We start from the raw sequence: 26,909 nt of genomic DNA on the forward strand, positions 1-26,909 counted from the left end.
GCGGGTAGCAGCGGGAGCTGGTCGGTGCGGGTCACCCGATCACCTTGCCCGGGTTGAGGATGTCGTACGGATCCAGGGCCGCCTTGATGGCCCGCTGCATGGCCAGCGCGCCCGGCCCGAGCTCGCGTTCGCCGACCTTCGGGTTCACCGGGACTGCGGGAACCCCGGCGGCGAGGGCGGCGACCACCCCGACCGCCGTGTGCAGGCTCGGGGTCGCCCACACCGCGACGCGGGTCCGCCCGGCGAGCTCGGCGGCCAGCGCACCGGCGACGGAGGCGAGCTCGCGGTAGGTCAGCCGGTCGCCGGCGAAGTCCAGCGCGGGGCGGTCGGTGGGGTCGCGCAGGGCGGGTAGCAGCGGGAGCTGGTCGGTGCGGGTCACCCGATCACCTTGCCCGGGTTGAGGATGTCGTACGGATCCAGGGCCGCCTTGATGGCCCGCTGCATGGCCAGCGCGCCCGGCCCGAGCTCGCGGCGCATGCCGGACCGCTTGAGCAGTCCGACGCCGTGCTCCCCGGTCACGGTGCCGCCGAGCGCGATCGCGGCGGCGACGATCTCGTCGAAGGCGGCCTGCGCGCGGGCCTTCGCCTCCTCGTCACCGTGCGGGACGATGATCAACGGGTGCAGATTGCCGTCACCGGCGTGCGCGAGGTTCGCGATCAGCGTCCGGTGCCGGGTGGCGATGTCCTCGACCTGCTCCAGCATCTCGGCCAGCCGCCCGCGGGGCAGGCAGACGTCCTCGGTCAGCACCGCGTCGCCGCGCTGCTCGATCGCGGGGTAGGCGAGCCGGCGGGCGTCGAACAGCGCCTCGGCCTCCACCGGGTCGGTGGACATCATCGCGTCCTTCGCGCCGGCCGCCACGAACTCGGCGTGGATCGCCTCGGCCTCGGCCGACGCCGCGGGTTCGGGCAGGTCGGTCTGCGCGAGCAGCAGCGCGGCCGCGCCCTCGGGCAGACCGGCGCGCTTCCACTCGTTCACCGCGCGCAGGCAGTGCCGGTCGATCAGCTCGAACGCGGCGGGCTGCAGGCCCCGCGCGGTGACGGCGGCGACCGCGGCCCCGCACTCGGCGAGGGTGTCGAAGAACCCGACGACGGTGCGCGGCGGCGTGGTGCGCAGCGGCCGCAGCTTCACGGTGATCTCGGTGATGACGCCGAGGGTGCCCTCGGAGCCGACCATCAGCCCGGCCAGGTCGTACCCGGCGACCCCCTTGGCCGTGCGCCGGCCGACCCGGACGACCTCGCCGGTCGCGGTGACGACCTCGAGGGCCAGCACATAGTCGCGGGTCACGCCGTACTTCACGCAGCACAGCCCGCCGGCGTTGGTGGCGACGTTGCCGCCGATGGTCGACCACGGCGCGCTGGCCGGGTCCGGCGGATACCACAGGCCGTGGCCGGCGACGGCGGCGCGCAGGTCGTCGTTGACGACCCCGGGCTGGACGACGGCGAGCCGCTCACCGGGATTGATCTCGACGATCTCGCGCATCCGCTCGGTGCACAGCAGCACGCAGCCGTCGATGGCGTTGGCCCCGCCGGACAGGCCGGTCCCGGCACCGCGGGTGACGACGGCGACCCGGTGCCGGGCGCACGCCGCGACGACGGCGGCGACCTCGGCGGTGCTGTGCGGGCGGACCACGGCGACGGGGCGGCCGTGCTCGGCCCACTCCGCCTCGTCGCGCACGTAGGGCGCGACGGTGTCGGGATCGATGAGCACCCGGTCGGCCGGCAGCGCCGTGACCAGCTCGGCCAGCACCGCGTCCGCGGCGGGGTCGGGCGCGACGGCCGCGGCCACCTCGGGCGGCGGCCCCCCGAACGGGCGGGCGGTACGCACGTCAACGGGCTCCACCATGCCGGCGACGCTATCCGGCGACGCGCCTGCGGGCCACCTCCCGGCCGAGCAGGGTTCCGGACCGCCAGGCCGTCTCGATGCGCGAGCTGCCCCAGCTGTCCCCGGCCAGGCCGATCCCGTCGGTGGTGAGCAGGAACGGCCGGTCCCGGTCGGACTCCGGGGCGGCGAACGTCCACCGGTGGGTGCGGGTCCACACCGGGCGCCGGTGCAGGTCGAGCAGTTCGCGCATGGCGGCGACGACCTCGGGCACCGCACGGTCCGGGTCCGCGAGGTGCCGGCGGGCGACCTCCCCGGTGGTGTGCGCGACGAGCACCGGGGCACCGTCGCCCCGACGGTCCCCGTCGTCGGCGATCAGCGACAGCACCGGATGGTCGTTGACGAACGCTGCGGGCAGCTCCCCCCACTCCCGTGCCGGGAAGCGGGCGGTGACGGCCAGCACCGGACGCCAGGCCCGGCCGGTGACCGCCGCGGCGGCACCCGAGTTCAGGTCGAGCAGTTGCCGGGCCTGTGGATCGGGCATCGCGAGCACCACGACGTCGACCGACCGGCCGTCGATCACCGGGCCGGGGCCCACGTGCCGCACCTCGTGCCCCAGCTCCACGTCCAGGCCGTCGGCCAGGTCGGCGACCAGGCTGCGCAGCCCGTGCGGGGTGGCCCAGCGCATCGGGCCGGGCGAGCGCCCCCGGCCTTCCGGCCCGAGAACGGCGAGTTCACAGGTCCACGGCCGGGCCAGGCCGGCGGTGCGCCAGCGGGCGACGACCTCGGCGAACTCCGGATCGCGCACCGTGAAGTACGCGGCCCCGTAGTCGACCGCGCGGCCCTCCATCATCGCCGTGGCCATCCGGCCGCCCACGGTGTGCGCCCGGTCGAGCACGCGCACAGGCACCCCTGCCGCCGCCAGCTCGACGGCGCAGGCGACCCCGGCAAGGCCGGCGCCCACGACCACAACGGACATGATGAGGTCAGCCTAGGCGCCCGGCCTGGGCACACGCCCCTCGATCACCCGGCGGGGGGAGCGCTGAGCCGGGCGGAGACCCGCGCGAACCGCTCGATCCACCAGCGCGTCCGCTCCGGGTCTGCGGCGACCTCCGTGCGGCGGACCGGCTCCGGCGCGGTCCGGAGTACCGGCAGCCAGCCGTCGACCGGGCGCAGCTCGTCGGCCGTGGCCACCACGTCGGCCCGCAGCAGCGCACCGGTGCCCAGCCCGCACGCGAAGTCGAGCTGCGGCAGCGCCGCGGCCAGGGCGATCTCGGCGGCGAGCCCGACGCTGGTCTCCAGCGCCGAGGACACGATGCACGGCAGCCCGCACGCCTGCGCCACGGCCAGCGCCCGGCGCACCCCGCCCAGCGGCGCGCATTTGAGCACCGCGACGTCGGCCGCCTCGGCGACGGCCACCCGCAGCGGGTCCTCGGCGCGGCGGATCGACTCGTCGGCGGCGATCCGCACGTCGACGCGGCGGCGTACGGCGGCCAGCTCGTCGACCGTGACACACGGCTGTTCGACGTACTCCAGCCCGCCCGCCGCCCGGTCCAGCGCGCGGATCGCCGTCACCGCCTCGTCGACGGCCCAGCGCGCGTTGGCGTCGACCCGCACGGCACCGCCGGGCCCGAGCGCGTCCCGGACCGCCGCGACCCGTTCCAGGTCGGCGGGCAGCGATCCCGGCTCGTCGGCGACCTTGACCTTCGCGGTGCTGCACCCGGACGCGGCCACGAGGGCGCGTGCGCGCTCCGGGCCGACAGCGGGGACGATGCAGTTCACCGGCACCCGCTCACGCACCGGCGCCGGCCAGCCCTCGTTCGCCGCCTCCAGCGCCGCGGCCAGCCACGGCGCGGCCTCGGCGTCGTCGTACTCGGTGAAGGGACAGAACTCGCCCCAGCCGGCCGGGCCCGCGAACACCAGCCCTTCGCGCACGGTGATGCCGCGGAACCGGGTGGTCATGCCGATCGCGTAGACGTCCGGGGTCACGACGGGACAACCTACGCGCGCGGCTCAGACCAGCAGCTCGTGGTCCGCCGGGTCGATCTTCTGCGTCCGCTTGCGGAAGTTGAACGTGTAGTCCGGCCAGAGCGTCCGGTTCTTGCCGTGCTCGTCGAGATACCAGCTCGCGCAGCCGCCCTGGGTCCATACGGACTTGTCGAGCTTGCGCTGGATCTCGGCGTTGAAGGCGTCCTGCCGATCGCGGATCGTGTCGATGGCCCGCGCCCGGTGCCGATCGGTCACCCGCATGGCGTCGACGATGTAGTTCACCTGGGACTCGATCATGTAGACCATCGAGCTGTGGCCGAGGCCGGTGTTCGGGCCGACGATGAGGAACAGATTCGGGAAACCGGCCACGGTGGTGCCGAGCAGCGCCTCCATGCCCTCGCGCCAGACGTCGCCCAGCTTGACGCCGTCGCGCCCGGTCACGGTGACCTGGCTCATCCCGTCGGCGACCTTGAACCCGGTACCGAAGATGATCGTGTCGACCTCGTGCTCCCGGCCGTCGGCGGTGACCACGCCGGTCTCGGTGATCCGGACGATCTTGTCGGTCTCGACCGCCACGTTGTCCCGGCGCAGCGCCGGGTAGTAGTCGTTGGACATCAGGATGCGCTTGCAGCCGATGGTGAAGTCCGGCGTGACCTTGGCCTTGAGCTGCGGGTCGCCGGCGAACTTGCGGTCGAGGTAGCTGCGGCCGAACCGCTCGACCAGCCTCATGACCTTCGGGTTGAGGAACCCGACGACCAGGGCCTCGTGCCGCCAGTACAGCGCCGTGCGATTGAGCTTCTGCAGCAGCGGGAACCGGGCGTAGAGCTCGCGGGCGCGCGCGCTGATGGGGCGATCGGGCTTGGGCAGCACCCACGGCGCGGTGCGCTGGAACAGCGTCAGCGAGGCGACCTCGGGGGCGATCGCCGGCACGAACTGGATGGCGCTGGCGCCGGTCCCGATGACCGCGACGCGCTTGCCCGCGAGATCGTGGGAGTGGTCCCACTGTGCGGAGTGGAAGGCCGTGCCGGTGAAGCGGTCCAGGCCCTCGATCTCGGGGATCGACGGCTCGTGCAGCGCGCCGGTACCCCAGATGAGGAACCGGGCGCGGATGGCCGACCCGTCGGCGAGGTGGACGTCCCAGTGCGTGCCGTCCCACTCCGCGCCGGTGACCGTGACCCCGAACCGGATCCGGTCGCGCAGCCGGTAGTGGTCGGCGACGTCCTCCAGGTAGGCCCGGATCTCCGGCTGGCGAGCGAAGGTGCGCGTCCAGTTGGGGTTCTGCCGGAACGAGAACGAGTACAGGTGCGACTCGATGTCGCAGGCGCAGCCGGGATAGGTGTTGTCGCGCCAGGTACCGCCGAGGGTGTCGCCCTTCTCCAGGACGACGAAGTCGCGGCGCCCCGCCTCGTCCAGCTTCACGGCGGCACCGAGCCCGGCGAAACCGCTCCCGACGATGGCGACCTCGACAGCCGCCGGGACCTGGTCGGTCATCTCGCGCTCCTCCCGATCTGGTTACCGACGGTAAGTTACCACGAGTAACTTACCTACGGTAGGGTCTTCTCGTGGAGACCAGCACGCCGCGCCGCAGGCTCGGTCGCGCCGAGCGCGAGCGGCAGATCCTCGACGCCGCCGTCGCCGTGTTCTCCGAGCGCGGGTATCAGACCGCGTCGATGGACGCGGTGGCCGAGCGGGTCGGCGTCACCAAGCCCGTGCTCTACACGCACTTCGGCTCCAAGGAGGGCCTGCTGCTGGCCTGCATCGCGCGGGCCCGCACCGAACTGCTCGAGGTCACCGCGGCCGCCGCGGCCGCCGCCGAAGGGCCCGAGGAGATGCTGCGACAGGGCACCAAGGCGTTCTTCGACTACCTCGACAGCCAGCGCCCCACTTGGACGCTGCTCTATTCCGAGGCTGCGATCTCGGCCGGCGCCGCGTCCGCGCTCGAGGAGATCCGGGCCCAGCAGACCGACTTCATCGCGGCGCTGCTCGCGACCCAGGCTCCCGATACCGACCCGCAGCGCCTGGCCGGCTGGGCGCAAGTGATCGTCGGCGCGTGCGAGCGGTTGGCGCTGTGGCGCGGGACGGGGGGCGGTGAGCCTGCGGTGAGCAGTGAGCAGGCCACCGAGTATCTGATGGACCTGGCCTGGACGGGGCTGGCGAACCTGCGGTGAGCCGGTGACCGGCACAATGTCGGTCGATGACGACGACGGCACCACGGCTGCTGCAGGTCCGGCGCAGCGAGCAGATCACCCCGCGGATGATCCGCGTGACCCTGGGCGGCGACGAACTCGCCGGCTTCCCCGGCGAGGGCCCGGACCGCCGGGTGAAGATGTTCTTCCCCGTCGAGGGCCAGGAACGCCCGGCGATCCCGCGCGCCAGCACCGGCGGCCCGGTCTGGCCCGCCGGGGAGCCCCGGCCGGCGATCCGCACCTACACCGTGCGTCGCTTCGACGCCGAGGCCGGTGAGCTCGACGTCGACTTCGTGCTGCACACCGGCCACGGCCCGGCCGCCGCGTGGGCGCGTGCGGCGGCGCCCGGGGCCTGGGTCGGCGTGTCCGAGCCGGGCGGGCGCTACGTCCCCGACCCGGCGGCCGCGTTTCACGTCGTGATCGGTGACGAGTCGGCGCTGCCGGCCGTGGCCACCGTGCTGGAGGCGCTGCCCCCCGGGGCACCGGCCATCGCGTTCCTCGAGGTGGCCGATGCCGAGGAGGAACAGCCGCTGCCCGGCTCCGCACAGATCCACTGGGTGCACCGCGGCGATCGTGAGGCCGGCACCGCGCTGGTCGAGGCCGTCCGCGACGCCGAGCTGCCCGCCGGCCGCGGGCAGGCCTGGCTGGCCGGGGAGTCCGCGGCCGTGCGCGACCTGCGCAAGCACCTGCTGGACGACCGCAAGCTCGACCGCCGCGCGGTCTACGCCACGGGGTACTGGCGCCTGCGCTGAGACGCGCGACCCGGGTCCGATCAGATCCGGTCGACGACCACGTGCGTGTCGCCGACCGCAACCCGCACCCGGCGCCCGACGACCTCCGAGCCCGCCCCGTTCGCCGGCCCGTCCGCGTAGAGCGACAGGGCCTGCGCGCTCGCCGCGTCGCCGGGGGCGGTCTGCGCGGCGAACCGGGCGCCGTCGGCGGTGCGGGCGATCAGGAACGCCTGTGCCGGGGACCCGTCGCGGCGGTGCTCCACGGTCGCGGTCTCCACCGTCGCGTCGCCGCCGGCCGGCGGGACGACCCGGGGGGCCGGGCCTGCGGTGTCCACCGGAGCCGGATCGCCGATGTAACCGCCCGGGTGCGGTTCGCGCCCCAGCAGGACCGCGTGCTGGTAGGTGAGGTAGCCGCCGTTGGCGTGCACCAGCGCGGTGCCCCTGCCCGCGCGCAGCCGGCCGGCGGCCGCCACCACGGCGTGCAGGCTGTAGCTGCTCAGCGGACCACCGAACGCCGAGTGGCCGCCGGTCACGCTCGGCACCGCGGTGCGCGGCAGCCCGAGGTGCCCGGCGACGAGCTTGGGCACCACCGGGAAGCAGCTGTACACGTCGACGACGTCGAGCGCGTCCGCGGCGACCCCGCCCGCGGCGAGGCAGCGGTCCAGCGTGGACTCCAGCGCCGCGGACCGGCCGTAGCCCGGCCGGGCCAGCACGTCGAGGGCGTCGACGGCGCCGGCGCCACCCCACACGTGCACGATCTGCTCCTCGTCGACCCCGTACTCGCGGGCCGCGGCGAGCGAGGTGACGATCACCGCCGCGGCCTGGTCCACCAGCGGCATCGCGTTCACCGCGAGCGGGTAGGGCTCGCAGACCATCCGATTGCCCGGACCGACCTCGGCGATCTCCGCCGCCGGGCGCACCTCCGGGTTCCACGCCACCGGGTTGTCCGCCGCCACCCGGGAGAACGCGGCGTAGAGCTCCGCGGCCCACGCGGCGGCCTCGGCCGGGGTCTGCCCGAGCCGGTGCCGCAACGCGTTCTCGAACAACGGGTAGACGCGCGTGGGCAGCACCAGACCGGCGGCCTGCATCGCGGGGCTGCCCAGCTCGTCGGGGCTGAACGCGGGCGGGCCGCCCGGCTCGGCACTCCAGCCGAGGTCGGTCGCCGGGTCGACGCCCGCGCGGGCCAGCGCCGCGACGCTCGCCTGCGCCTCGCCGCCGACCACCACCGACACCCGCGACTCCCCGGCCGCCACCCGGGCGGCGGCCCGATCGAGCAGCTCGGCGGGCCGGTGTCCCCCGACCGGGGCCCCGAACGTGTGCGGCGGCCGGGCGGCCACCCGCTCGGCGAGCATCCCGGCCAGATCGTGATAGCCCCAGCTCGCCACGTGCACGACGTCGATCGCGTCGACCTCGCGGAGCAGCCGGCATCCGCCGGAGCCGGCGGCGTCCGACGCCGCGGCGCTGAGCGCGTCGAGGATCAGCCGAATCGGTTCCCGGGCACCCGCGACCGTCCGGTCCCGGTTGCCCCGCACCTGACCCACTCCGACAAGCACGGGAAGTCGATTCTCGTCGCGCACCGTGACGACGCTAATACAGAGTGATCATCCTGCGGTGGGTGCCCCGATCACGCTCGAATCACACAGCAGATGCACAGGAAGTGCCCAGAAGTGCCACATCCGCGCGCGCAAGGCTGGCTAGCATGTTTCCGGTGAGTGAACAGGCTCCGGCTCTGCGCCGCGCTGACGGCAGTCCGGTACGCGTCCTGGTCGTCGACGACGAGGCCACACTCTCCGACCTGCTGTCGATGGCCCTGCGCTACGAGGGCTGGGACGTCCGCAGTGCCGGCGATGGCCTCTCCGCGGTCAAGCTGGCCCGCGAGTTCCGGCCCGACGCCGTGGTGCTCGACATCATGCTGCCCGACCTCGACGGCCTCGAGGTGCTGCGCCGGATGCGCGCCGACACCCCCGAGGTACCCGTGCTGTTCCTCACCGCGAAGGACGCCGTCGAGGACCGGGTCGCAGGGCTGACCGCGGGCGGCGACGACTACGTGACCAAGCCGTTCAGCCTGGAGGAGCTCGTCGCGCGGCTGCGCGGGCTGCTACGCCGGGCCGGGATGGCCGCCGCCCGGCAGGGCTCCGAACTCGCCGTCGGCGATCTGGTGCTCGACGAGGACAGCCACGAGGTGCGCCGCGGCGACACCGACATCGAGCTCACCGCCACCGAGTTCGAGTTGCTGCGCTACCTGATGCGCAACCCGCGCCGCGTGCTGAGCAAGGCGCAGATCCTCGACCGGGTGTGGCACTACGACTTCGGCGGCCAGTCCAATGTGGTGGAGCTGTACGTGTCCTACCTGCGTAAGAAGATCGATGTCGGCCGCCCACCGATGATCCACACCGTGCGCGGGGCGGGTTACGTGCTCAAACCCGCCACCGGCGAATGAGGGCGCCCGCCCCGGTGCGCAGCCAGGGGCGGACCCTGCGGGCGCGGCTGGTCGCCACCGTGCTGATCCTGCTGGCCCTGGCCTGCGCGGTGATCGGCGTGGTCACCGCGCTGGCGCTGCGCCAATCCCTGATCGGCCAGCTCGACGACGACCTGCGCTCGGCGACCCAGCGCTTCGCCCACTCCGCGATGCAGCACCCGCCGGGAAGCCAGCCGCCGCCACCGAGCGGTGACTACCTCGGCCCGGGCCAGGTCCTGGGGACACTGGGCGCCAGGATCCAGGACGGCCAGGTCGTAGGAGCCCGGGTCAGCAACCGCGGCGGGGAGTACCAGGCGCTCGACCCGATGGACTATCCCGCGCTGCTCGCGGTGCGGCCCGGCGCGCACCCGGTCTCGGTGAGCCTGTCCAACCTCGGCTCGTACCGGATGGCCGCGGTGACAGCGCCCGACGGATCCACCCTCGTCGTCGGGTTGCCCGAGGCCCGCAGCCACGACGTGCTCAACGAGCTGGTGACCATCGAGCTCGTCGTCATCGGGCTGACGCTGCTGGGCGCCGGCGTCGCCGGCGCCGTGCTCGTCCGCCGCGAGCTGCGTCCGCTGGAGCGGGTCGCCGAGACCGCCGCCAAGGTGAGCGCCCTGCCGCTGGACCGCGGCGAGGTCGAGCTCGTGGAACGGGTGCCCAACGTGGACCCGGCGACCGAGGTCGGCCAGGTCGGCGCGGCCCTGAACCGGATGCTGGACAACGTGGGCGGGGCGCTCGAGGCGCGCCAGGAGAGCGAGATGCGGCTGCGGCAGTTCATCGCCGACGCCAGTCACGAGCTGCGCACTCCCCTTGCAGCCATCCGCGGCTACGCCGAGCTGACCCGGCGTGACGGCCCGGCCGTTCCGCGCGACACCGCGTACGCGCTGATCCGGATCTCGTCGCAGGCCGAGCGGATGACCACGCTCGTCGAGGACCTGCTGCTGCTGGCCCGGCTCGACGCCGGCCGGCCGCTGGAACGCGCGCCGGTCGACCTGACCCGGCTCGTACTCGACGCCGTCAGCGACGCGCACGCGGCCGGCCCCGGACACCGCTGGCAGCTCGCGCTGCCCGACGAGCCGGTGACCATCCTCGGCGACGGGTCGCGGCTGGCTCAGGTGCTGGCCAACCTGCTGGCGAACGCGCGCACCCACACCCCGCCTGGGACGTCGGTCACCGTCGGGCTCGCGCAGGAGACGGACAACGGCGGCGGCGCCGTCCTCACCGTCAGCGACACCGGCCCCGGCATCCCCGCCGCGCTGCTGCCGCACATCTTCGAGCGCTTCGCGCGCGGCGAGAAGTCCCGGTCGCGGGCCCAGGGCAGCACCGGCCTCGGGCTCGCGATCGTGCACGCGGTGGTCGCGGCGCATCGCGGCGCCGTCGGCGTACGCAGCGTCCCGGGCCTGACCGAGTTCACCGTCCGGCTGCCGGGCGGCGGCCTCGGCGCCGCGGACGCCCCGGACCACGCCGCGCCGGCGGGCACCCCCGTCTGACCGGCCCGGCCGTCAACGCGTCGGGCTCGCCGCACTCACAGCAGACGCACAGGTGACGCACCGGGCCGGCACAGCCGGGCTGGCCACGGTGGGGTGGCGTGACCACGACCATGCCCACGAACTCCCCCGATCCGCCGCGGGCGGTGCACCGGTGGCCGGCGGGGTACGGCCTGCGTGCGGGCGCGGCGCCGTGATGACCGACTCACCCGATCGCGGTGGTCGCACAGGCCGCGCACAGGATCGCCACAACGACCCGACAGCGCGGTCCCCGATGGTCGTGCCCATGAGCGTCGACATCGCTGAACCAGAGCGGTTGGCCCCGCCGGGGGGGCGTCCCGACCGGACCGTCCTGGACGTCGTCGTCCCTGTCTACAACGAGGAGATCGACCTCGAACCCTCGGTACGACGGCTTCACACCTACCTCAACGCCCAGTTCCCTTACACCTTCCGCATCACGATCGCGGACAACGCCAGCACCGACACCACTCCGGTGATCGCGGCCCGGCTCGCCGCCGAGCTGCCGGCGGTCCAGAACGTCCGGCTGGAGCAGAAGGGCCGCGGCCGGGCGCTGCGGGCGGTGTGGTCGGCGTCGGACGCGCAGGTACTGGCCTACTGCGACGTCGATCTGTCCACCGACCTCGCGGCGCTGCTGCCGCTGGTCGCCCCGCTCATCTCGGGGCACTCCGACCTGGCCATCGGCACCCGCCTCGGGCGTGGTTCACGGGTGGTCCGCGGGGCCAAGCGCGAGATCATCTCCCGCTGCTACAACCTGCTCCTGCGCGGCACGCTCAGCGCCGGGTTCTCCGACGCGCAGTGCGGGTTCAAGGCCATCCGCTCCGACGTGGCACGGCGGCTGCTGCCGCTGGTCGAGGACACCGGCTGGTTCTTCGACACCGAACTGCTCGTACTCGCCGAGCGCTCCGGGCTGCGCATCCACGAGGTGCCGGTCGACTGGATCGACGACCCGGACAGCCGCGTCGACATCGTCGCCACCGCGCTGGCCGACCTGCGCGGCATCGTGCGGGTGGGCCGGGCGCTGGCCACCGGTGCGCTGCCGGTCAGCGAGCTGCGCGCCCAGCTCGGCCGCGAACCCCTGGAGCCGCCCGTGGCCGGAGTGCCGAGGGGCATGACCGGCCAGCTGGCCCGGTTCGCCGCGATCGGCGTCGCCAGCACCGTCGCGCACCTGCTGCTGTTCGTCCTGCTGCGCGCGGCGATGGGCGCGATCGCCGCCAACGTGATCGCACTGCTGATCACCTCGGTGGCCAACACCGCGGCCAACCGCCGGCTCACCTTCGGCGTGCGCGGCCGCACCGGCGCCGCACGGCACCAGTTCCAGGGTCTGATCGTGTTCGGCCTCGGGCTCGGGCTGACCACCGGTGCGCTGGCACTGGTCGGGATCTGGCTGCCGGGCGCCGGGCGGATCGCCGAGCTGACGGCGCTGGTCGTCGCGAACGGGCTGGCCACCGTCCTGCGGTTCGTGCTGTTCCGCGCCTGGATCTTCCGCGGCGCGCAGGCCCGCCGCTCCCCCGCCACCGACGCTTCCCAGGAGATCACCGCATGACCGCCACCCTCGATTCCGGGCCGGCCCGCCAGCCGGCGGACGGCTCCGGACTGCGCGAGGCCACCCCCGCCCCGCCGGACCGGCCCCGCTGGGAACGGCCCACCCTGCTCCTGCTGCTCGTCGGCACCGCCGTGCTCTACCTGTGGAACCTGAGCATCAACGGCTTCGGCAACGCCTACTACGCCGCCGCCGTGCAGGCCGGCACGAAGAGCTGGACGGCGCTGTTGTTCGGCTCCCTCGATCCGAGCAACTTCATCACCGTCGACAAGCCGCCGGTCTCATTGTGGGTGATGGCGCTGTCCGGACGGATCTTCGGCTTCTCCTCGTGGAGCATGCTGGTGCCGAACGCGCTGATGGGCGTGGCGACGGTGTGGCTGCTCTACGCCGGGGTGCGCCGGGTCACGGGCCCGGGGGCCGCGCTGCTGGCCGGGGCCGCGCTCGCGCTGACCCCGGTCGCGGTGCTGATGTTCCGGTTCAACAACCCCGACGCCGCGCTCGTGCTCCTGGTGGTGGCCGCCGGGTACTGCACGGTCCGGGCGATCGAGAACGCCAGCACGCGCTGGCTGCTGGTGGCCGGGGTGCTCCTCGGGTTCGGCTTCCTCGCCAAGATGTTGCAGGCGTTCGTCGTCGTGCCCGGCCTCGGGCTGGCCTACCTCGTCGCCGCGCCGGCCGGTCTCGGCCGGCGGATCCGCCAACTGGTCGCGGCGGGTGTGGCGATCGTGGTCGCCGCGGGCTGGTGGCTGGTCGTCGAATGGCTCTGGCCGGTGACGGACCGGCCCTACATCGCCGGGTCGACGAACAACAACTCGCTGCAGCTCGCCTTCGGTTACAACGGGCTCAGCCGGATCCTCGGCGGCGGCGGGAACCACATCGGTGGCGGCGGCGCGGCCCGCGCCGCCGACGCCGGGGGTGCCGCGGGTGCCGTGCCCTTCGCACCGCCCGGTGGTTTCGGCGGCTTCGCCGGCTTCGGCGGTCAGGCCGGGCCGACCCGACTGTTCACGGCCGCCATCGGCGGTCAGGTGACGTGGCTGCTGCCGGCAGCGATCCTGCTGCTCGTCGCCGGACTCTGGACGACGCGCCGGGCTCCGCGGACCGACCGCACCCGGGCGTCGCTGCTGCTCTGGGGTGGCTGGGCGGTCGTCTGCGCGATCGTGTTCAGCTTCATGCAGGGGATCTTCCATCCGTACTACACGGTCGAGATGGCCCCGGCACTCGCCGCCCTGGTGGGGATCGGCGGGCACGAACTGTGGAAGCACCGCGGGTCGGCAGCCGGCCGGATCAGCATGGCGGCGACCGTCGCGCTGACGGCGGCCTGGGCGTGGATCCTGCTGGACCGCACCCCCACCTTCGTGCCCTGGCTGCGCTGGGTCGTCGTCGTGCTGGCCCTGATCGCCGTGATCGGGCTGCTGATCCCGTCCGGGGTGCGCCGCGCGGCGGCGATCGTGACCGGAATCGCGCTGCTGTCCGGCCTGGCCGGCCCGGCCGCCTACGCGGCGCAGACGGTGGGGACCGGCCACGCCGGCGGCATGGTCAATGCCGGCCCGGCGGCGCAGGGCGCCGACGGTTTCCGGGGTGGGCGCCGGTTCGGGGCCGGGGGCCGGCCAGCCCTGGCCGGGACGGCTCCGGGCGGCGGCGCGAACGCTGCAGGCCGTGGGACTGCGGGCTTCGGCGGCGCGGCCGCGGGCTTCGGCCCCGGCGGGCCGGGCGGTATGCACGGCTTCGGTGAGGCCGAGGCGACCGATCCCGCGCTGGTCAACCTGCTGAAGTCCACCGGGACCCGGTGGTCGGCGGCGACCATCGCCGCTCAGGGCGCGTCGTCGCTCGAGCTCGCCGGAGCCGGGCCGATCATGGCCATCGGCGGGTTCTCCGGCACCGATCCGGTACCGACGCTGGCTCAGTTCGAGGCCTACGTCACCGGCGGCCAGGTCCGGTACTTCCTGCCCGGCAACCGGATGGGCGGCTGGGGCGGGCGCGGCGGCCGCGGCGTCGGCGGCGAGATCACGACCTGGGTACAGCAGCACTACACCGCGACGACCGTCGGCGGGCAGACCGTCTACGACCTGAGCCGGCCCACCGGCTGACCCGGGAACGACGATCGCCGCCCGGGCGGGAGGACTCCCCGCCCGGGCGGCGATCGCGTTCTCCGGGTTCGGTCAGTCGTGGACCCGCGTGATGCGGGGGTGGGTGCAGCGGGCGCAGTCACGCCCGGGGCGCAGGTGCTCCTGGACCGCACGCTCGGCGCCGCAGCGGCACGTCGTGGCGACCGGACCGCGGCGCGATGCGCGGCGCGCGGGCCGGGTGGCGGCGGTCGCGCGCCCGCGGCGCGGCAGGACAGAGGCGCTGTAGAGCAGCATGAAGATCCCCGGACGATGTCGTGGATGAACGGCGCGGCGAACCCGGGCCCACCCCCGACGTCGTCATCTGGTCGCCCCATGTTGCAGGTGCTGGCGGTGACGTTGCACACAGCGACTGTCCCGGTGCTCGCTCCGCGGGGTCGGTTACCCCTATTCGGTCGTATCCGACTTATCGCCGGTGGATCTACCGTCCCGCGCAGCCGGGCGCATCCAGCGCGGACGTCGACTCAGCGGAGAGACCGATGACCACAGCTCCACCTCAGGACAGCGGGAAGCTCGACGAACGATCGATCCGCAAGATCGCCGGCCTGAGCCTGGTCGGGGCCAGCGTCGAATGGTTCGACTTCTTCCTCTTCGGCACCGCCGCCGCGCTGGTCTTCCCGCGGCTGTTCTTCCCCGCGGACGCCGACCCGTTCCTCGCCACGCTGTCCTCGTTCGCCGTGCTCGGTGTGGGCTTCGTGGCCCGCCCGGTCGGCGGCATCGTCTGGGGGCACTTCGGCGACAAACTCGGCCGCAAGAAGGCGTTCCTGACGGCGCTGATGACGATGGCCGTGGCGAGCGTCCTGATCGGGGTCCTGCCGACGTACGCGGCGATCGGGATCGCGGCGCCGATCCTGCTCACCGTGCTCCGCTTCGCCCAGGGCCTGGCGGTCGGCGGACAGTGGGGCGGCGCGGTGCTGCTGGCCACCGAGTTCGCACCGAAGAGCAAGCGCGGGTTCTACGGCAGCTTCGCCCAGATCGGCGTGCCGATCGGCGTCCTGCTGGGCGTGGTCGCCTTCTTCCTGATCGGGACGACGATGGACCAGGCGACGTTCGACAGCTACGGCTGGCGTATCCCGTTCATCGCCAGCGTCCTGCTGGTCGCCGTCGCGGTCTACGCCAAGAACCGGCTCGAGGACACCCCGGCGTTCACGCAGCTGCAGCGGCTGGCCGCGGAGGACCCGGCGGCGCAGAAGTCCCCGGTGCTGGAGGTGCTGCGCCACCACTGGGGCCGCATCCTGCTCGCGGGTGGCGCGTTCACGGTCGTCAACACCACGTTCTACATCTACATCACCTTCATGCTGACCTACGGCACGAAGACCGTGCGGGTCTCCTCCGGCACGATGCTGATCGCCATCGCGATCGCGTCGATGGTGCAGATCCCGGCGCTGGCCGGGTTCGCCGCGATGTCGGACCGGGTCGGGCGCCGCACGATGTACCTGGCCGGGTCGGTGGCCACCGCGGTCTGGGCGTTCCCACTGTTCTGGCTGGTCGACCTGGGCGCGACGTGGAGCATCGCGCTGTCGCTGATCGTCGCCCAGCTCGCGCTGTCGATGATGTACGGGCCGTTGGCGGCGTTCTTCTCCGAGATGTTCAGCGCGAAGCTGCGCTACAGCGGGGCCTCGCTGGGCTACCAGCTCGGGGCGCTGCTCGGCGGGGCGATCGCGCCGCTGCTGTCCGTCGCGCTGCAGCAGGCGACCGGGGGGACCGCCGCGATCTCGATCTACATCATCGTCGTGTCGGTGATCGCCATCGGCTGCACGCTGGCGCTCACCGAGACCTACCAGAACGAGATGGAGGACGCTCCGGCCGGCGCCCGCCCCTGAGACGCCGAGGGCGTCCGGCGCGTGGCGCGTCCCACCCTCGCTCCGGGAGCCGCGCTGCCAGACTGGAGCCCGTGATCGACGCACTCCGCTCGGCCGCAGGCTCCGCCTTCGAGAAGACCACCGGTACGGTGCGCGCTCTCGGCGCGCTGACCCGCTCCGGGGTGGTCCGCCCCGTCCGCCCGGACCGCCTGGTCGGACTGGCCGGTGGGCTCCTGCGCTACGGGCTGAGCGTGACCGGTGGGTACGCCGTCGGCGCGGCCCGGCACCCCGCCCGCACCGCGATCGTCGACGACGCGGGCGCGCTGAGCTACGCCGAGGTGCACCGGCGGACCGATCGGCTGGCCCGGGCGCTGGCCGATGCCGGAGTGGGTACGGGCACCGCCGTCGGGGTGCTGTGCCGCAATCACCGCGGGCCGATCGAGGTGATGGTCGCCGTGGGCAAGCTGGGCGCCGACATCGTCCTGCTCAACACCGGGCTGTCGGCCGGACAGCTCGCCGCGGTGGCCGCCGAACTCGATCTACACACCGTGGCGGCCGACGCGGAGTTCGTCGAGTCCGGGGTACTCGCCGAACTGCCCGAGGGCTGCACCGTGATCACCTCGTGGGGGCAGGCCCAGGACGGCGCGACGACGCTGGCGGACCTGATCGCCCGCGGCGGGAACTCGGCCCTGCCCGTGCGGCCAGCCGGCGGCCGCACGATCGTGCTCACCTCCGGCACCACGGGCACACCCAAGGGCGCCCGCCGACCGCACCCGTCCAGCCTTGCTCCGGCCGCCTCGATCCTGTCGGAGATCCCGCTGCGGGCGGGCGAGACGGTGTTCATCGCCGCGCCGCTGTTCCACACCTGGGGCAACGCAGGCCTGCTGCTCGCCGTGCTGCACGGCACGACCGTCGTGCTGCGCCGCCGGTTCACCCCCACGGCCATGCTGGCGGCGGTCGACGAGCACCGCTGCGACGTCGTGTTCGCGGTGCCGGTGATGCTGCAACGCGCGATGGATGCCGACGGCGTCGACGGCTGGCGCGGCAGCCACCGGCCGCGGGTCGTCGCGGTCAGCGGCTCGGCGCTGCCCGGCGGGCTCGCCGTCGCGTTCATGGACCGCTTCGGGGACCTGCTCTACAACCTCTACGGCTCCACCGAGGTGTCCTGGGTGTCCATCGCCGGCCCGGCCGACCTGCGGGACGCGCCGGGCACGGCCGGTCGCGCGCCGGCCGGCACCAGGCTGATGATCCTCGACGACGACGGCCGCCCGGTCCCGCCCGGCACCGAGGGGCGGGTGTTCGTCGGCAACGACCTGCCGTTCGACGGGTACACCAGCAACGGCGTCGAGGTCGAGGAGCACGACGGGTTGCTGGGCACCGGCGACATCGGCCGGCTCGACGACCGCGGCCGGCTGCACCTCACCGGCCGCGCCGACGACATGATCGTCTCGGGCGGGGAGAACGTGCACCCGGGCCCGGTCGAGGACCTGATCGCGCAGCGGGACGAGGTGCGCGAGGTGGCCGTGATCGGGGTGCCCGACGAGCAGTTCGGGCAGCGACTCGCCGCCTACGTGGTGCTGGCAGCTGGCGCGTCGCTGGACGCCGACACGGTGCGCGACCTCGTCCGCGGCAAGCTGGCCCGGTTCGCGGTCCCCCGCGACGTCGTCTTCGTCGACGAGCTGCCGCGCAACAGCACGGGCAAGGTCGTGGCGCGGGAGTTGCCGCGGCCGGAGTGAATCCACCCAAGCCGGGCTGAGACCGGCCGGGTGACTGCGCCGGAACAGCGCCGGAGTGAGCCGGGCGCGGCTGTGCCGGGCTGAGCAGCCCCGCACGGCGGCGGGCGTCGAATCCGGCTCCCGGTCTCCCTCGTGCGCGGTCGCGTAGCGTCGTCAACCGTGCCGTCCCCCGTCGAGGAGCTGTTCGCCCCGCCGCCTGCGATCGCCGAGCATCCTGCGGTCCGCGCCGCGGCCCGCCTCGCCGACGACGTGCTGGCCCCGCACGCCGCGGCGGCCGACGACCCCGCCCGCGGTGTCGACCCGGGCCACGTCGCGCGGCTCGTCGACGCCGGATTGCTGAGCGTCAAGATTCCCCGCGACGAGGGCGGTCACGGTGCCGACGACCGGATCGACGCCGAGACCGTCGAGCTGACCAGCGGCGCCTGTGGCGCGACCTGGTTCGTCACCACCCAGCACCGCACGCCGCAGGGCATGTCACGTGGTCGGCTCACCGGCCTGCCGGACGAGGCCGTGATCATCGGTCTGGCGGCGGAGCGGCACCGGGCCGGGCTGGCCACGGCGAAGACGCTGGCGGGCATCGCGGTCGCGCACCTGCGCCGGCCCGGCACCCCGGCGGTGCGGGCCGAGCCGGCGCCGGGTGGGGGCTGGCGGTTCACCGGGCACGCCGACTGGTGCACCGGCTGGGGGATGACCGACCAGGTGATGATCGGCGCCACCGCCCCCGACGACCGGTACGTCTTCGTACTGCTGCCCGCGGTCGACCAGCCCGGGCTGCGCGCCGGCGCCGCGATCCCGCTGGCCGTGATGGCCGGCACCCGGACCGTCGCCCTCGAACTCGACGCCCTGCAGATCGCCGGGGACGACGTCCTCTTCGACGTCGACGGCCCGACCTGGCGCTGGCATGACCTGGCCCGCACCGCCAACACCACCCCCGCCTCGCTGGGCCTGCTGCGACGGGTCCTGGTCGAGCTGGAACGCGTCGGGGTGCGCCGCGACCGGCCGGAGGCCGTCGAGCTCGCCGGGCAGCTCGCCGAGCTCGCCGCGAAGCGCCGATCGGAGGCGTACGCGCTGCTGACCGAGGTGCCGCTGGGAGCCCGCACCGCCGAGCGGACGGCGCTGCGCGGTGAGATCACCGAGCTGGCCGTGCGCTCGGCGAACGCCCTGATCGCGGCCCGATCCGGCAGCGCGATGCTGCTGGCCAGTCCCGAGCAGCGCTGGGCTCGGGAGGCGTCGTTCCATCTGATCCAGGCCCAGACCGCGGCGATCCGGGTCGCCCAGCTCGACGCCTTCGGAGCAGCCGCGAGCAGCGGCCGGCCGATCGAGGGGATCGACACCCCCGCGTGACGCGGGGCGGGGTCCTCCGACGGCTGAGACGATGCCCCCGTGAACGCCCCACTGGCCGCGACGGCCGCCGAGCTGGCCCCCGGACTGATCGAGCTGCGTCGCGCGCTGCACGCCGAACCCGAGCTCGGCCTGCACCTGCCACGCACCCAGGAGAAGGTGCTCGCCGCGCTCGACGGGCTCGACCTGGAGATCACCACCGGGATCCGGGCCAGCTCCGTCGTCGCCGTGCTCCGTGGCGGCCGGCCCGGACCGGCGGTGCTGCTGCGCGGGGACATGGACGGGCTGCCGATCACCGAACGGACCGGGCTGCCGTACGCGTCGGCCAACGGTGCGATGCACGCCTGCGGCCACGACCTGCACACCGCAGGCCTGGTCGGCGCCGCCCGCCTGCTCGCGGGCGTGCGCACCGACCTGCCCGGCGACGTGATCTTCATGTTCCAGCCCGGCGAGGAGGGCTACGACGGCGCCGGGGTGATGATCGCCGAAGGCGTGCTCGACGCGGCGGGCGCGCCGCCGGTGGCCGCCTACGGCGTGCACGTCGCCGCCGACCTGCCGCGCGGCCTGTTCGCGACCCGGCCGGGCCGGCTGATGGCCGCCTACGGGGTCTTCGACGTGACCGTGCGCGGCGCGGGCGGGCACGGCTCGCGCCCGCACCGGGCCCTCGACCCGATCCAGGTCGCCGCCGAGATCGTGACCGCGCTGCAGGTGTTCGTCACCCGCCGCTTCGACGTCTTCGACCCCGTCGTGATCACCGTCGGCGAGTTCAGCGGCGGCACCGCGCACAACGTGATCCCGGAGACCGCCCGGTTCCGGGCCGGCGTGCGCTCGTTCAGCGCGGCGACGTCCGACCGGCTGGCCGCCGAACTCCCCGAACTGGCCCGGCACATCGCGATCGGCCACGGGCTCACCGCCGACGCCACCTTCGAGACGATGTACCCCGCCACGGTCAACGACCCGGCGGAGGCACAGGCCTACGCCGCGACCGCGATCGAACTGTTCGGCGCGAACCGGTTCGAGGAACTGGCCGAGCCACGGACGGGGTCGGAGGACTTCTCCCGGGTGCTGCAGCAGGTGCCCGGCAGTTACGGCTTCCTCGGTGCCGCGCCACCCGAGCTGGACCAGGACGCGCTGCCCGGCAACCACTCGCCGCTGGCCCTGTTCGACGACGCGATCCTCGGCGACCAGGCGCTGCTGCTGGCCGAACTCGCCATCCGGCGGCTGCGCGCGCGCTGACGCCCGGCGCTGTTGCCCGGACGCCGCTGGCATGCCAGGTTGACCGGCGAGGCGCTTGCGAAAGGGGACCGATGAGGGTCGAGACGCACCTGCCACTGGGCAAGGTGGATCCGGGCATCCGGGCGGCGGAGATCAGTCTTGACCTGCCCACCGTCGGGGCGCAGGCCGAGCTCGTCGAACGGCTCGGGTTCGACGGGCTCGTGCTCACCGAGACCAAGGAGGACCCCTTCGTCGTCATGGCCGTCGGCGCCGACCGCACCGAGCGGCTGCGGCTGACCACCGCCGTGGCGATCGCGTTCCCGCGCAGCCCCACCGTCACCGCGATGACGGCGTGGACGCTGGCCCGGCTCTCCCGGGGCCGGTTCACCCTCGGCCTGGGCACCCAGGTCAAGGGGCACATCGAGCGGCGCTACGGGATGCACTGGTCGGCACCTGGCCCGTGGATCCGGGAGTACGTCGACGCCGTGCGTGCGGTCTGGCGGACCTGGCAGGAGGGTGTCCCGCTCGACCATCACGGCGAGCACTACCGGCTCTGCCTGATGAATCCGCTGTTCGACCCGGGCCCCATCGAGCATCCCGACATCCCGGTGCACCTCGCCGCGGTCCGGCCCGGGATGGCGCGGATCGGCGGGCAGGTCGCCGACGGGGTGCGCCCGCACCCGATCTGCACCCGGGCCTACCTCGTGGACGTACTGCGTCCCGCCGTCGACGACGGCGCCCGCAGCCGCGACCGCGACCCCGCCCGGATCGAGGTGGTCGCCAGCCCGCTGATCGTCACCGCACCGAACGAGGCGGAGCTGGCCAAGAAGGTGAGTGACGTCCGGGCGCGCATCTCCTTCTATGCCTCCACCCGCACCTATCGGCCGGTGTTCTCCCACCATGGCTGGGACGACATCGCCGAGCAGCTCTCCGCACTGTCGCGCGAGCAGCGCTGGGACGAGATGGAGGCCCTGGTCACCGACGAGATGGTGCACACGATCGGGGTCGTCGGAACCTACGACGAGATCGCCGAGAAAGTGTGGCGGCGCTACGAAGGCGTGTGCTCGGCGGTCGAATTCAGCCTGCCGGTGCACGGGCCGGAGGACCATGAGCGGCTGGCCGAGGCGATCCGGGCGGTGCAGCGCGGGTTCTGACGCCGTGCGCAACGCATCGAACGGCCCCATCCGCTCTTCCACTCGGAGCATTGAGTAACCGTCCGTGCACCGTTAGCATCGATCTTTACTGCTCCCCGCATTCACTGCCCATTCGCCTCGGAGAATGCGGAGAGCTCAATGGCGTACGGTCCGAGAAATGGCCGCTTCGATATCGGCGAGGCGATCGGCAGCGGCGGCTACGGAACCGTCTACCGCGCCATCGACGATGTACTCGGCCGAACCGTCGCGCTCAAGTGCGTTCAAGCCACACCCGGGCTGAGCTCGGACGAGGCCGACGCCATCATGGGCCGGGCCCGTCGCGAGGCGAAAGCGCTCGCCGCCGTTGCGCACCCGCACATCGCGACTCTCTACGACTCCTTCGATGACGAGTCCGGCCGGCTCTGGTTGGTGATGCAATTCGTCGAAGGCGAGTCGCTGGCCACGACCCTGGCCCGCGACACGCGCATCCCGATAGACCGGGTGGCGGAGATCGGCGGCCAGCTCGCGGACGCCCTCGCCGAGGTTCACGCCCAGAAGATCGTGCACCGCGATGTCAAGCCCGCCAACGTCATCCTCGGGGCCGGGGCGAGCGCCGACCTCGGTGACGACAATGCCGTGCTCGTCGACTTCGGGATCTCCCGGCGAGAAGGGGAGACCTCGCTGACCCCGGCCCATTCCCTGGTGGGCACCCGCGGATACCTGGCCCCCGAACTGGCGTCGGGGCAGACGGGTCCACCGGCGGACGTCTTCGCTCTCGGGGTCACGCTCTACCTGGCCTGCGAGGGTGTTCTCCCCTTCGACGTGGCGACCGTGGCAGCGCAGATACGCGCCGCCGACGCCGGTGACTTCCGGCGCCCGAAGCGGGCCGGCGGCCTGACCGATGTGCTGGTGGGCATGCTCTCGCCCGACCCGGCCGCGCGGCCGTCCGCCGCCGAGCTGGCCAGGTCCCTGCCCCGGCAGGTCGGCGCACACCGGACGGGGCCCCCGCCGGCGACGAACCGGGCCGGTCGCTCCGCCCGTCTGCCGGTCTACACGGGGTCGACAGCGGTGCTGGCAGCCCTGGTCACCGGCATCGGGGTCCTCGCCCTGTTCTCCGGCGACGACCGGACCGTGTCCCCGCACCCGCAGGCCACGGCGACGGCGGCAGCGCCGCCAGGGGCACCGCTGCGCGACGGACCCGCTCCGGCGCCGGCATCTCCCGGGCCGCAGGCCGCACCCGCGGCCGGCCCACCCCCCGCGCCTGCGCCGACACCCGGCCCAGCCGCTGCACCCGCGCACGGCCCTGCACCCACAGCCGCGCCCGGCCCCGCGGCCACGCCCGGACCAGCGCCCGCCGCGGACGGCGTGAACGCCCGGTGGGCGGCGCACTGGGCGAGCACCCCCTACCACCCGTTCGCGTTGTTCCGCGCCGTCTACAACACCTCGACGGTCGACGAGAGATTCCCCTTCGGAATGCTCGTGTTCGCGGTGCGCCTCGTCGTCGCGCTCGTGGTGCTCGTGCCCGACGTGCTGTTCAGCACCGTCGTCTTCGCCGGCGGCATCGCGTTCGCACTGTTCGGCGAGACCGGTCGCACCGCGGTCTACGCGATCTCGGCGCTGCCGGTCCTCGTCGTCCTTCTCCGGTTCACCGGGTGGCTGCGCGCTGTGACCGGCTTGTGAGGTCACCCGGCCGGGCGTGACGAATGACCGCGCGCGGACAACGCCGTTCGGCAGAGTGGAGACATGCAGATCGCATCGCCGCCGGCCGTCCCGTCACCGGAGCCTCCGGGTGCCACGGTGCCGCCGCTGCGTCCGCCCGCACACCGGGTCAGCCCGCGGGCGGTGCGCTGGTGGCGGCTGCAATCGCTGATCCTGGTGGCGGTGCTGCTGGCGCCTCAGCTGGTGGCCCTCGTCGTGCTGGGCGACGACCCGCCCGCGGTGTTGTTCGCGACGGCGCTGGCGACGCTGCTGATCGGCGCCGGATACGTGGCGATCATGCCGACATGGCGCTACCGGGTGCACCGCTGGGAGGTCACACCGCAGGCCGTCTACACGCTGTCGGGCTGGGTGAACCGGGAGTGGCGGATCGCCCCGATCTCCCGGATCCAAACCGTGGACACCGAGCACGGGCCGCTGCAGCAGCTGCTCAAGCTGGCCAGCGTGACGGTGACGACGGCGTCGGCCCGCGGGCCGGTCACGATCGACGGCCTGGACGCCGCGGACGCCGTCGAGCTGGCCCGGACCCTGACCGAGACCACCCAGGCCACGCCTGGGGACGCCACGTGACGGTGGAGCAGACCGCCGTCGACGACCCGGTGCAGACCGGCTGGCGGCGCCTCGACGGCCGGATGCTCGTCGTCGGCCCGGCGCACAGCCTGGTCCGGCTGCTCCCGGTGATCGTCGTGCTGCTGGTCAGCGGACGCGGCGACGTCAACCGGCTGTGGATCGCGCTGGGCATCTCGGCGCTGCTGGTGGTGTTCGGGGTCGTCCGCTGGCGCACCACGCAGTACCGGATCACCCCGGACCGGGTGGAACTGCACCACGGCTGGTTGCGCCGGCAGCGCCGTTCCGTGCCGCGGGACCGGATCCGCACCGTCGACCTGACGTCCAAGCTGCTGCACCGGATGTTCGGGCTCAGCGTGGTGCACGTCGGGGCCGGAGCCCGTTCGGCCACCGAGAGATCCGGGCGGCTGGTCCTGGACGCGGTCAGCACCGGGGAGGCCGAACGGTTGCGGCTGGCTCTGCTCGACCACAGCCCGGCGCGGGTGGACTCCCACGCCGCCGCATCCAGGCCGAGCGCCCCGCCGGAGCCCGCCGGCGTGGAGCTGGCCCGGCTGAACCGGGCCTGGATCCGCTATGCCCCGCTGACGTTCTCGGCGCTCGCGGGCGTGGGTGCGGTGTTCGCCGCGGTGCACAACCTGGTCGACGACCTGGGCGTCGACCCACGCCGGATCCGGGCCGTGAACGAGGCCACCGACCAGCTGGCCGCGGCCCCCTTGTGGGCCGCGATCGCGGTGGTCCTGGTCGTGCTCGTGGTGATCGCGATGATCGGTTCGACGGTGCTGTGGGCCGAACGCTGGTGGGGTTACCGGCTCTCCCGCGAACCCGACGGCACCCTGCTCATGCGCCGTGGCCTGCTCACCCGGCGGTCACTGTCGGTCGCGCAGCACCGGTTGCGCGGCGCCGAGCTGACCGAGCCGCTGCTGCTGCGTCTCGGCCGGGCCGCGCAGAGCCGGGCGCTCACCACCGGCCTGAGCAAAGAGGCCCAGGGCGGCGCGGTCGCCCCGCCGACCCCGCGCTCGGCGGCCCACCGCGTCGTCGCGGAGGTGCTGCGTGCGCCCGCCGCGCAGAGCACGGCGGCGCCGCTGCTGCGCCATCCGCGGGCGGCCGTGGCCCGCCGGCTGACCCGGGCGCTGGGGCCGGCCGCGCTGCTCGCCGCGGCCGGGTGGCTGCTCGCCGACGGGGTGCCGGCGCTGTCCTGGCTGCGGCCCGCCGCGCTCGTCCTGGTGCCGCTGGCGCTGCTGCTCGGGCTGGACCGGGCCCGCAACCTCGGGCACGCCCTGACCGGCCGTTTCCTCGTCACCCGGCAGGGGTCGCTGGTGCGCCGCACCGTCGCGCTGGAGCGCGACGGGGTGATCGGCTGGCAGGTCCGGCAGAGCGTGTTCCAGCGCCGGTCCGGGCTGGTCACCCTGGAGGCGGTGACCGCGGCCGGCCGGGGCGGCTACCACGTGCTCGACGTCGATGCGGCGCACGCGCGGGAGCTGATCGAACAGGTCGGCCCCGGGCTGCTCAGCGCCGGCGCGTCCCGAACATCCCGCGGGTGATCTCCCGGCCCAACGCGCTGGCCGCCGACCGGAGGAACGACTTCACCACCGGCGAGCCGAGCACCTCGGCGATCATGCCGGGCGCCTCGCGCTCGGGCCGGCGCTCGGGTTCGGGGGCGGGGGGCGCCGCCTCCGGGGCGGGCGCCGCGGCGATCTTGGCGGTGAGCTTCTCGTAGGCCGACTCGCGGTCGATCGTCTCGCCGTACTTCGCGTAGAGCGGGGACGCGTGCGCCGCCGCGGTCACCGCGTCGTTCCCGATCGCCGCCATCAGCGAGCGCGGCGCCCGCATCCGGGCCCACGCGACCGGCGTCGGCGCGCCGCGCTCGGAGAGCACGGTGATGATCGCCTCGCCGGTGCCGAGCGAGGTCAGCGCCTCGGAGAGCCGGTAGTTCTTCGTGGTCGGGTAGGTCTTGACCGTCTTGGCCAGCGCCGCCTGGTCCTCAGGGGTGAACGCGCGCAACGCATGCTGGATCCGGGCGCCGAGCTGGGAGAGCACCGCGTTGGGCACGTCGGTGGGCAGCTGGGTGCAGAAGAAGACACCCACGCCCTTGGACCGGATGAGCTTCACCGTCTGCTCGATGCGCTCCAGGAACGCCTTGGACGCACCGTCGAACAGCAGGTGCGCCTCGTCGAAGAAGAACACCAGCTTCGGCTTGTCCAGGTCGCCGGCCTCGGGAAGCTCCTCGAACAGCTCGGCCAGCAGCCACATCAGGAACGTCGAGAACAGCCGCGGGTTGGCCTGCTGGTCGGTCAGCTCGAGCAGCGTGACGACGCCTTTGCCGTCGATCTGACGCAGAAGGTCGGCCGGTTCGAACTCGGGCTCGCCGAAGAACTCGGTGCCGCCCTGGGCCTCCAGGTTGACCAGCGCCCGCAGGATGACCCCGGCGGTCGCCGACGAGACCCCGCCGATGCCCTTGAGGTCGGCCTTGCCCTCGTCGGAGGTCAGGTGCTGGATGACCGCGCGCAGGTCCTTGGTGTCCAGCAGTGGCAACCCCTGCTGGTCGGCCCAGTGGAAGATCAGGCCGAGGGTCGACTCCTGGGTGTCGTTCAGGTCGAGCACCTTCGACAGCAGGACCGGCCCGAACTGGGTGATCGTCGCCCGGATCGGCACCGCCGGGCTGCCACCGCCCAGGGACAGGAACTCCACCGGGTAGGCGGTGGGGGCCCAGTCGTCGCCGGTGTCCTTCGCCCGGGACTCGATCTTCGCGTTGGATTCACCCGGCCGGGCGAGGCCGGACAGGTCCCCCTTGACGTCGGCCAGCAGCACCGGGACGCCCGCTGCGGAGAGCTGCTCGGCCAGGCCCTGCAGCGTCTTGGTCTTGCCGGTGCCGGTGGCGCCCGCGACGAGACCGTGCCGGTTCAGCGTCCCGAACGGGATGCGGACCCGGGCCTGCGGGTCCACCGCACCGTCGATCAGGACGGTGCCCAGCTCGAGCGCGTCACCCTCGGTGGCGTATCCGGCGGCGATCTCCTGCGCTGCGGTGATGTCCCCCACGGCGGTGGAG

General features: G+C 73.7%; 21 protein-coding genes. 14 read left to right on the forward strand and 7 right to left on the reverse strand.

What is annotated here, in order from left to right; all coding sequences use genetic code 11:
* Positions 1-31: 31 nt before the first annotated feature.
* The 5 genes from HF526_RS25195 to HF526_RS25215 are packed head-to-tail and all read right to left on the reverse strand — an operon-like array spanning position 32 to position 5,298.
* Positions 32-355, reverse strand: coding sequence for an AMP-binding protein (locus HF526_RS25195; RefSeq protein WP_211177783.1), 324 nt, complete (start codon positions 353-355; stop codon positions 32-34).
* Between the two features lie 20 nt (positions 356-375).
* The gene (locus HF526_RS25200) at positions 376-1,842 is read right to left on the reverse strand and encodes an FAD-binding oxidoreductase (RefSeq protein WP_169384052.1); all 1,467 of its coding nucleotides are present in this window, start codon (positions 1,840-1,842) and stop codon (positions 376-378) included.
* 10 nt (positions 1,843-1,852) lie between these two features.
* Entirely contained in the window at positions 1,853-2,797 is a 945-nt protein-coding gene (locus HF526_RS25205; RefSeq protein ID WP_169384053.1) for an NAD(P)/FAD-dependent oxidoreductase, read from the reverse strand.
* A gap of 44 nt (positions 2,798-2,841) precedes the next feature.
* On the reverse strand, positions 2,842-3,780 hold the full coding sequence (locus HF526_RS25210; RefSeq protein ID WP_169384082.1) for an o-succinylbenzoate synthase: 939 nt from the start codon (positions 3,778-3,780) through the stop codon (positions 2,842-2,844).
* Between the two features lie 51 nt (positions 3,781-3,831).
* Positions 3,832-5,298 (reverse strand): flavin-containing monooxygenase, encoded by a 1,467-nt coding sequence (locus HF526_RS25215; RefSeq protein ID WP_169384054.1) that lies wholly within the window; start codon positions 5,296-5,298, stop codon positions 3,832-3,834.
* A gap of 71 nt (positions 5,299-5,369) precedes the next feature.
* Here HF526_RS25215 and HF526_RS25220 point away from each other — a divergent pair, with 71 nt between their 5' ends.
* Positions 5,370-5,975 carry a TetR family transcriptional regulator gene (locus HF526_RS25220; RefSeq protein WP_169384055.1) on the forward strand — a complete coding sequence of 202 codons (606 nt, stop codon included), beginning with the start codon at positions 5,370-5,372 and terminating at the stop codon, positions 5,973-5,975.
* 26 nt (positions 5,976-6,001) lie between these two features.
* Positions 6,002-6,745 (forward strand): siderophore-interacting protein, encoded by a 744-nt coding sequence (locus tag HF526_RS25225; RefSeq protein ID WP_169384056.1) that lies wholly within the window; start codon positions 6,002-6,004, stop codon positions 6,743-6,745.
* A 20-nt stretch (positions 6,746-6,765) separates the two neighbouring features.
* Here HF526_RS25225 and HF526_RS37090 read toward each other — a convergent pair whose 3' ends face one another.
* Positions 6,766-8,301: an acetyl-CoA acetyltransferase gene (locus tag HF526_RS37090; protein WP_338051730.1), complete on the reverse strand. Its 1,536-nt coding sequence runs from the start codon at positions 8,299-8,301 to the stop codon at positions 6,766-6,768.
* A 122-nt stretch (positions 8,302-8,423) separates the two neighbouring features.
* Between HF526_RS37090 and HF526_RS25235 the strand changes: the two genes are divergently transcribed.
* From HF526_RS25235 to HF526_RS25290, 12 genes are all read left to right on the forward strand, one after another.
* Positions 8,424-9,164 carry a response regulator transcription factor gene (locus HF526_RS25235; protein WP_169384057.1) on the forward strand — a complete coding sequence of 247 codons (741 nt, stop codon included), beginning with the start codon at positions 8,424-8,426 and terminating at the stop codon, positions 9,162-9,164.
* A complete protein-coding gene (locus HF526_RS25240) occupies positions 9,161-10,675 on the forward strand; it encodes a sensor histidine kinase (protein ID WP_169384058.1) in 1,515 nt (504 codons plus the stop codon). The genes HF526_RS25235 and HF526_RS25240 overlap by 4 nt, the downstream gene beginning before the upstream one ends.
* A gap of 283 nt (positions 10,676-10,958) precedes the next feature.
* Entirely contained in the window at positions 10,959-12,236 is a 1,278-nt protein-coding gene (locus tag HF526_RS25245) for a bifunctional glycosyltransferase family 2/GtrA family protein (protein ID WP_169384059.1), read from the forward strand.
* Entirely contained in the window at positions 12,233-14,317 is a 2,085-nt protein-coding gene (locus HF526_RS25250) for an ArnT family glycosyltransferase (RefSeq protein ID WP_169384060.1), read from the forward strand. Before HF526_RS25245 ends, HF526_RS25250 begins: the two co-directional genes overlap by 4 nt.
* Positions 14,318-14,832: 515 nt before the next feature.
* Positions 14,833-16,176: an MFS transporter gene (locus HF526_RS25255; protein ID WP_169384061.1), complete on the forward strand. Its 1,344-nt coding sequence runs from the start codon at positions 14,833-14,835 to the stop codon at positions 16,174-16,176.
* A 71-nt stretch (positions 16,177-16,247) separates the two neighbouring features.
* Entirely contained in the window at positions 16,248-17,891 is a 1,644-nt protein-coding gene (locus tag HF526_RS25260) for an AMP-binding protein (protein WP_338051731.1), read from the forward strand.
* Between the two features lie 159 nt (positions 17,892-18,050).
* On the forward strand, positions 18,051-19,235 hold the full coding sequence (locus tag HF526_RS25265) for an acyl-CoA dehydrogenase family protein (protein WP_169384062.1): 1,185 nt from the start codon (positions 18,051-18,053) through the stop codon (positions 19,233-19,235).
* 39 nt (positions 19,236-19,274) lie between these two features.
* A complete protein-coding gene (locus HF526_RS25270) occupies positions 19,275-20,468 on the forward strand; it encodes a M20 metallopeptidase family protein (protein WP_338051732.1) in 1,194 nt (397 codons plus the stop codon).
* Between the two features lie 71 nt (positions 20,469-20,539).
* Positions 20,540-21,601, forward strand: coding sequence for a TIGR03617 family F420-dependent LLM class oxidoreductase (locus HF526_RS25275; protein WP_169384063.1), 1,062 nt, complete (start codon positions 20,540-20,542; stop codon positions 21,599-21,601).
* A gap of 138 nt (positions 21,602-21,739) precedes the next feature.
* Positions 21,740-23,260, forward strand: coding sequence for a serine/threonine-protein kinase (locus tag HF526_RS25280; protein ID WP_169384064.1), 1,521 nt, complete (start codon positions 21,740-21,742; stop codon positions 23,258-23,260).
* Positions 23,261-23,323: 63 nt separating this feature from the next.
* Positions 23,324-23,866, forward strand: coding sequence for a PH domain-containing protein (locus HF526_RS25285; protein WP_169384065.1), 543 nt, complete (start codon positions 23,324-23,326; stop codon positions 23,864-23,866).
* Complete coding sequence (locus tag HF526_RS25290; protein WP_169384066.1) at positions 23,863-25,404, forward strand: PH domain-containing protein; 1,542 nt, start codon at positions 23,863-23,865, stop codon at positions 25,402-25,404. The genes HF526_RS25285 and HF526_RS25290 overlap by 4 nt, the downstream gene beginning before the upstream one ends.
* Here HF526_RS25290 and HF526_RS25295 read toward each other — a convergent pair.
* The gene (locus tag HF526_RS25295) at positions 25,370-26,899 is read right to left on the reverse strand and encodes a helicase HerA-like domain-containing protein (protein ID WP_338051733.1); all 1,530 of its coding nucleotides are present in this window, start codon (positions 26,897-26,899) and stop codon (positions 25,370-25,372) included. The two genes, HF526_RS25290 and HF526_RS25295, sit on opposite strands and share 35 nt — an antisense overlap.
* Between the last annotated feature and the right edge of the window lie 10 nt (positions 26,900-26,909).

This window comes from Pseudonocardia acidicola, assembly GCF_012911935.1.
In the GTDB taxonomy this organism is placed as follows: domain Bacteria; phylum Actinomycetota; class Actinomycetes; order Mycobacteriales; family Pseudonocardiaceae; genus Pseudonocardia; species Pseudonocardia acidicola.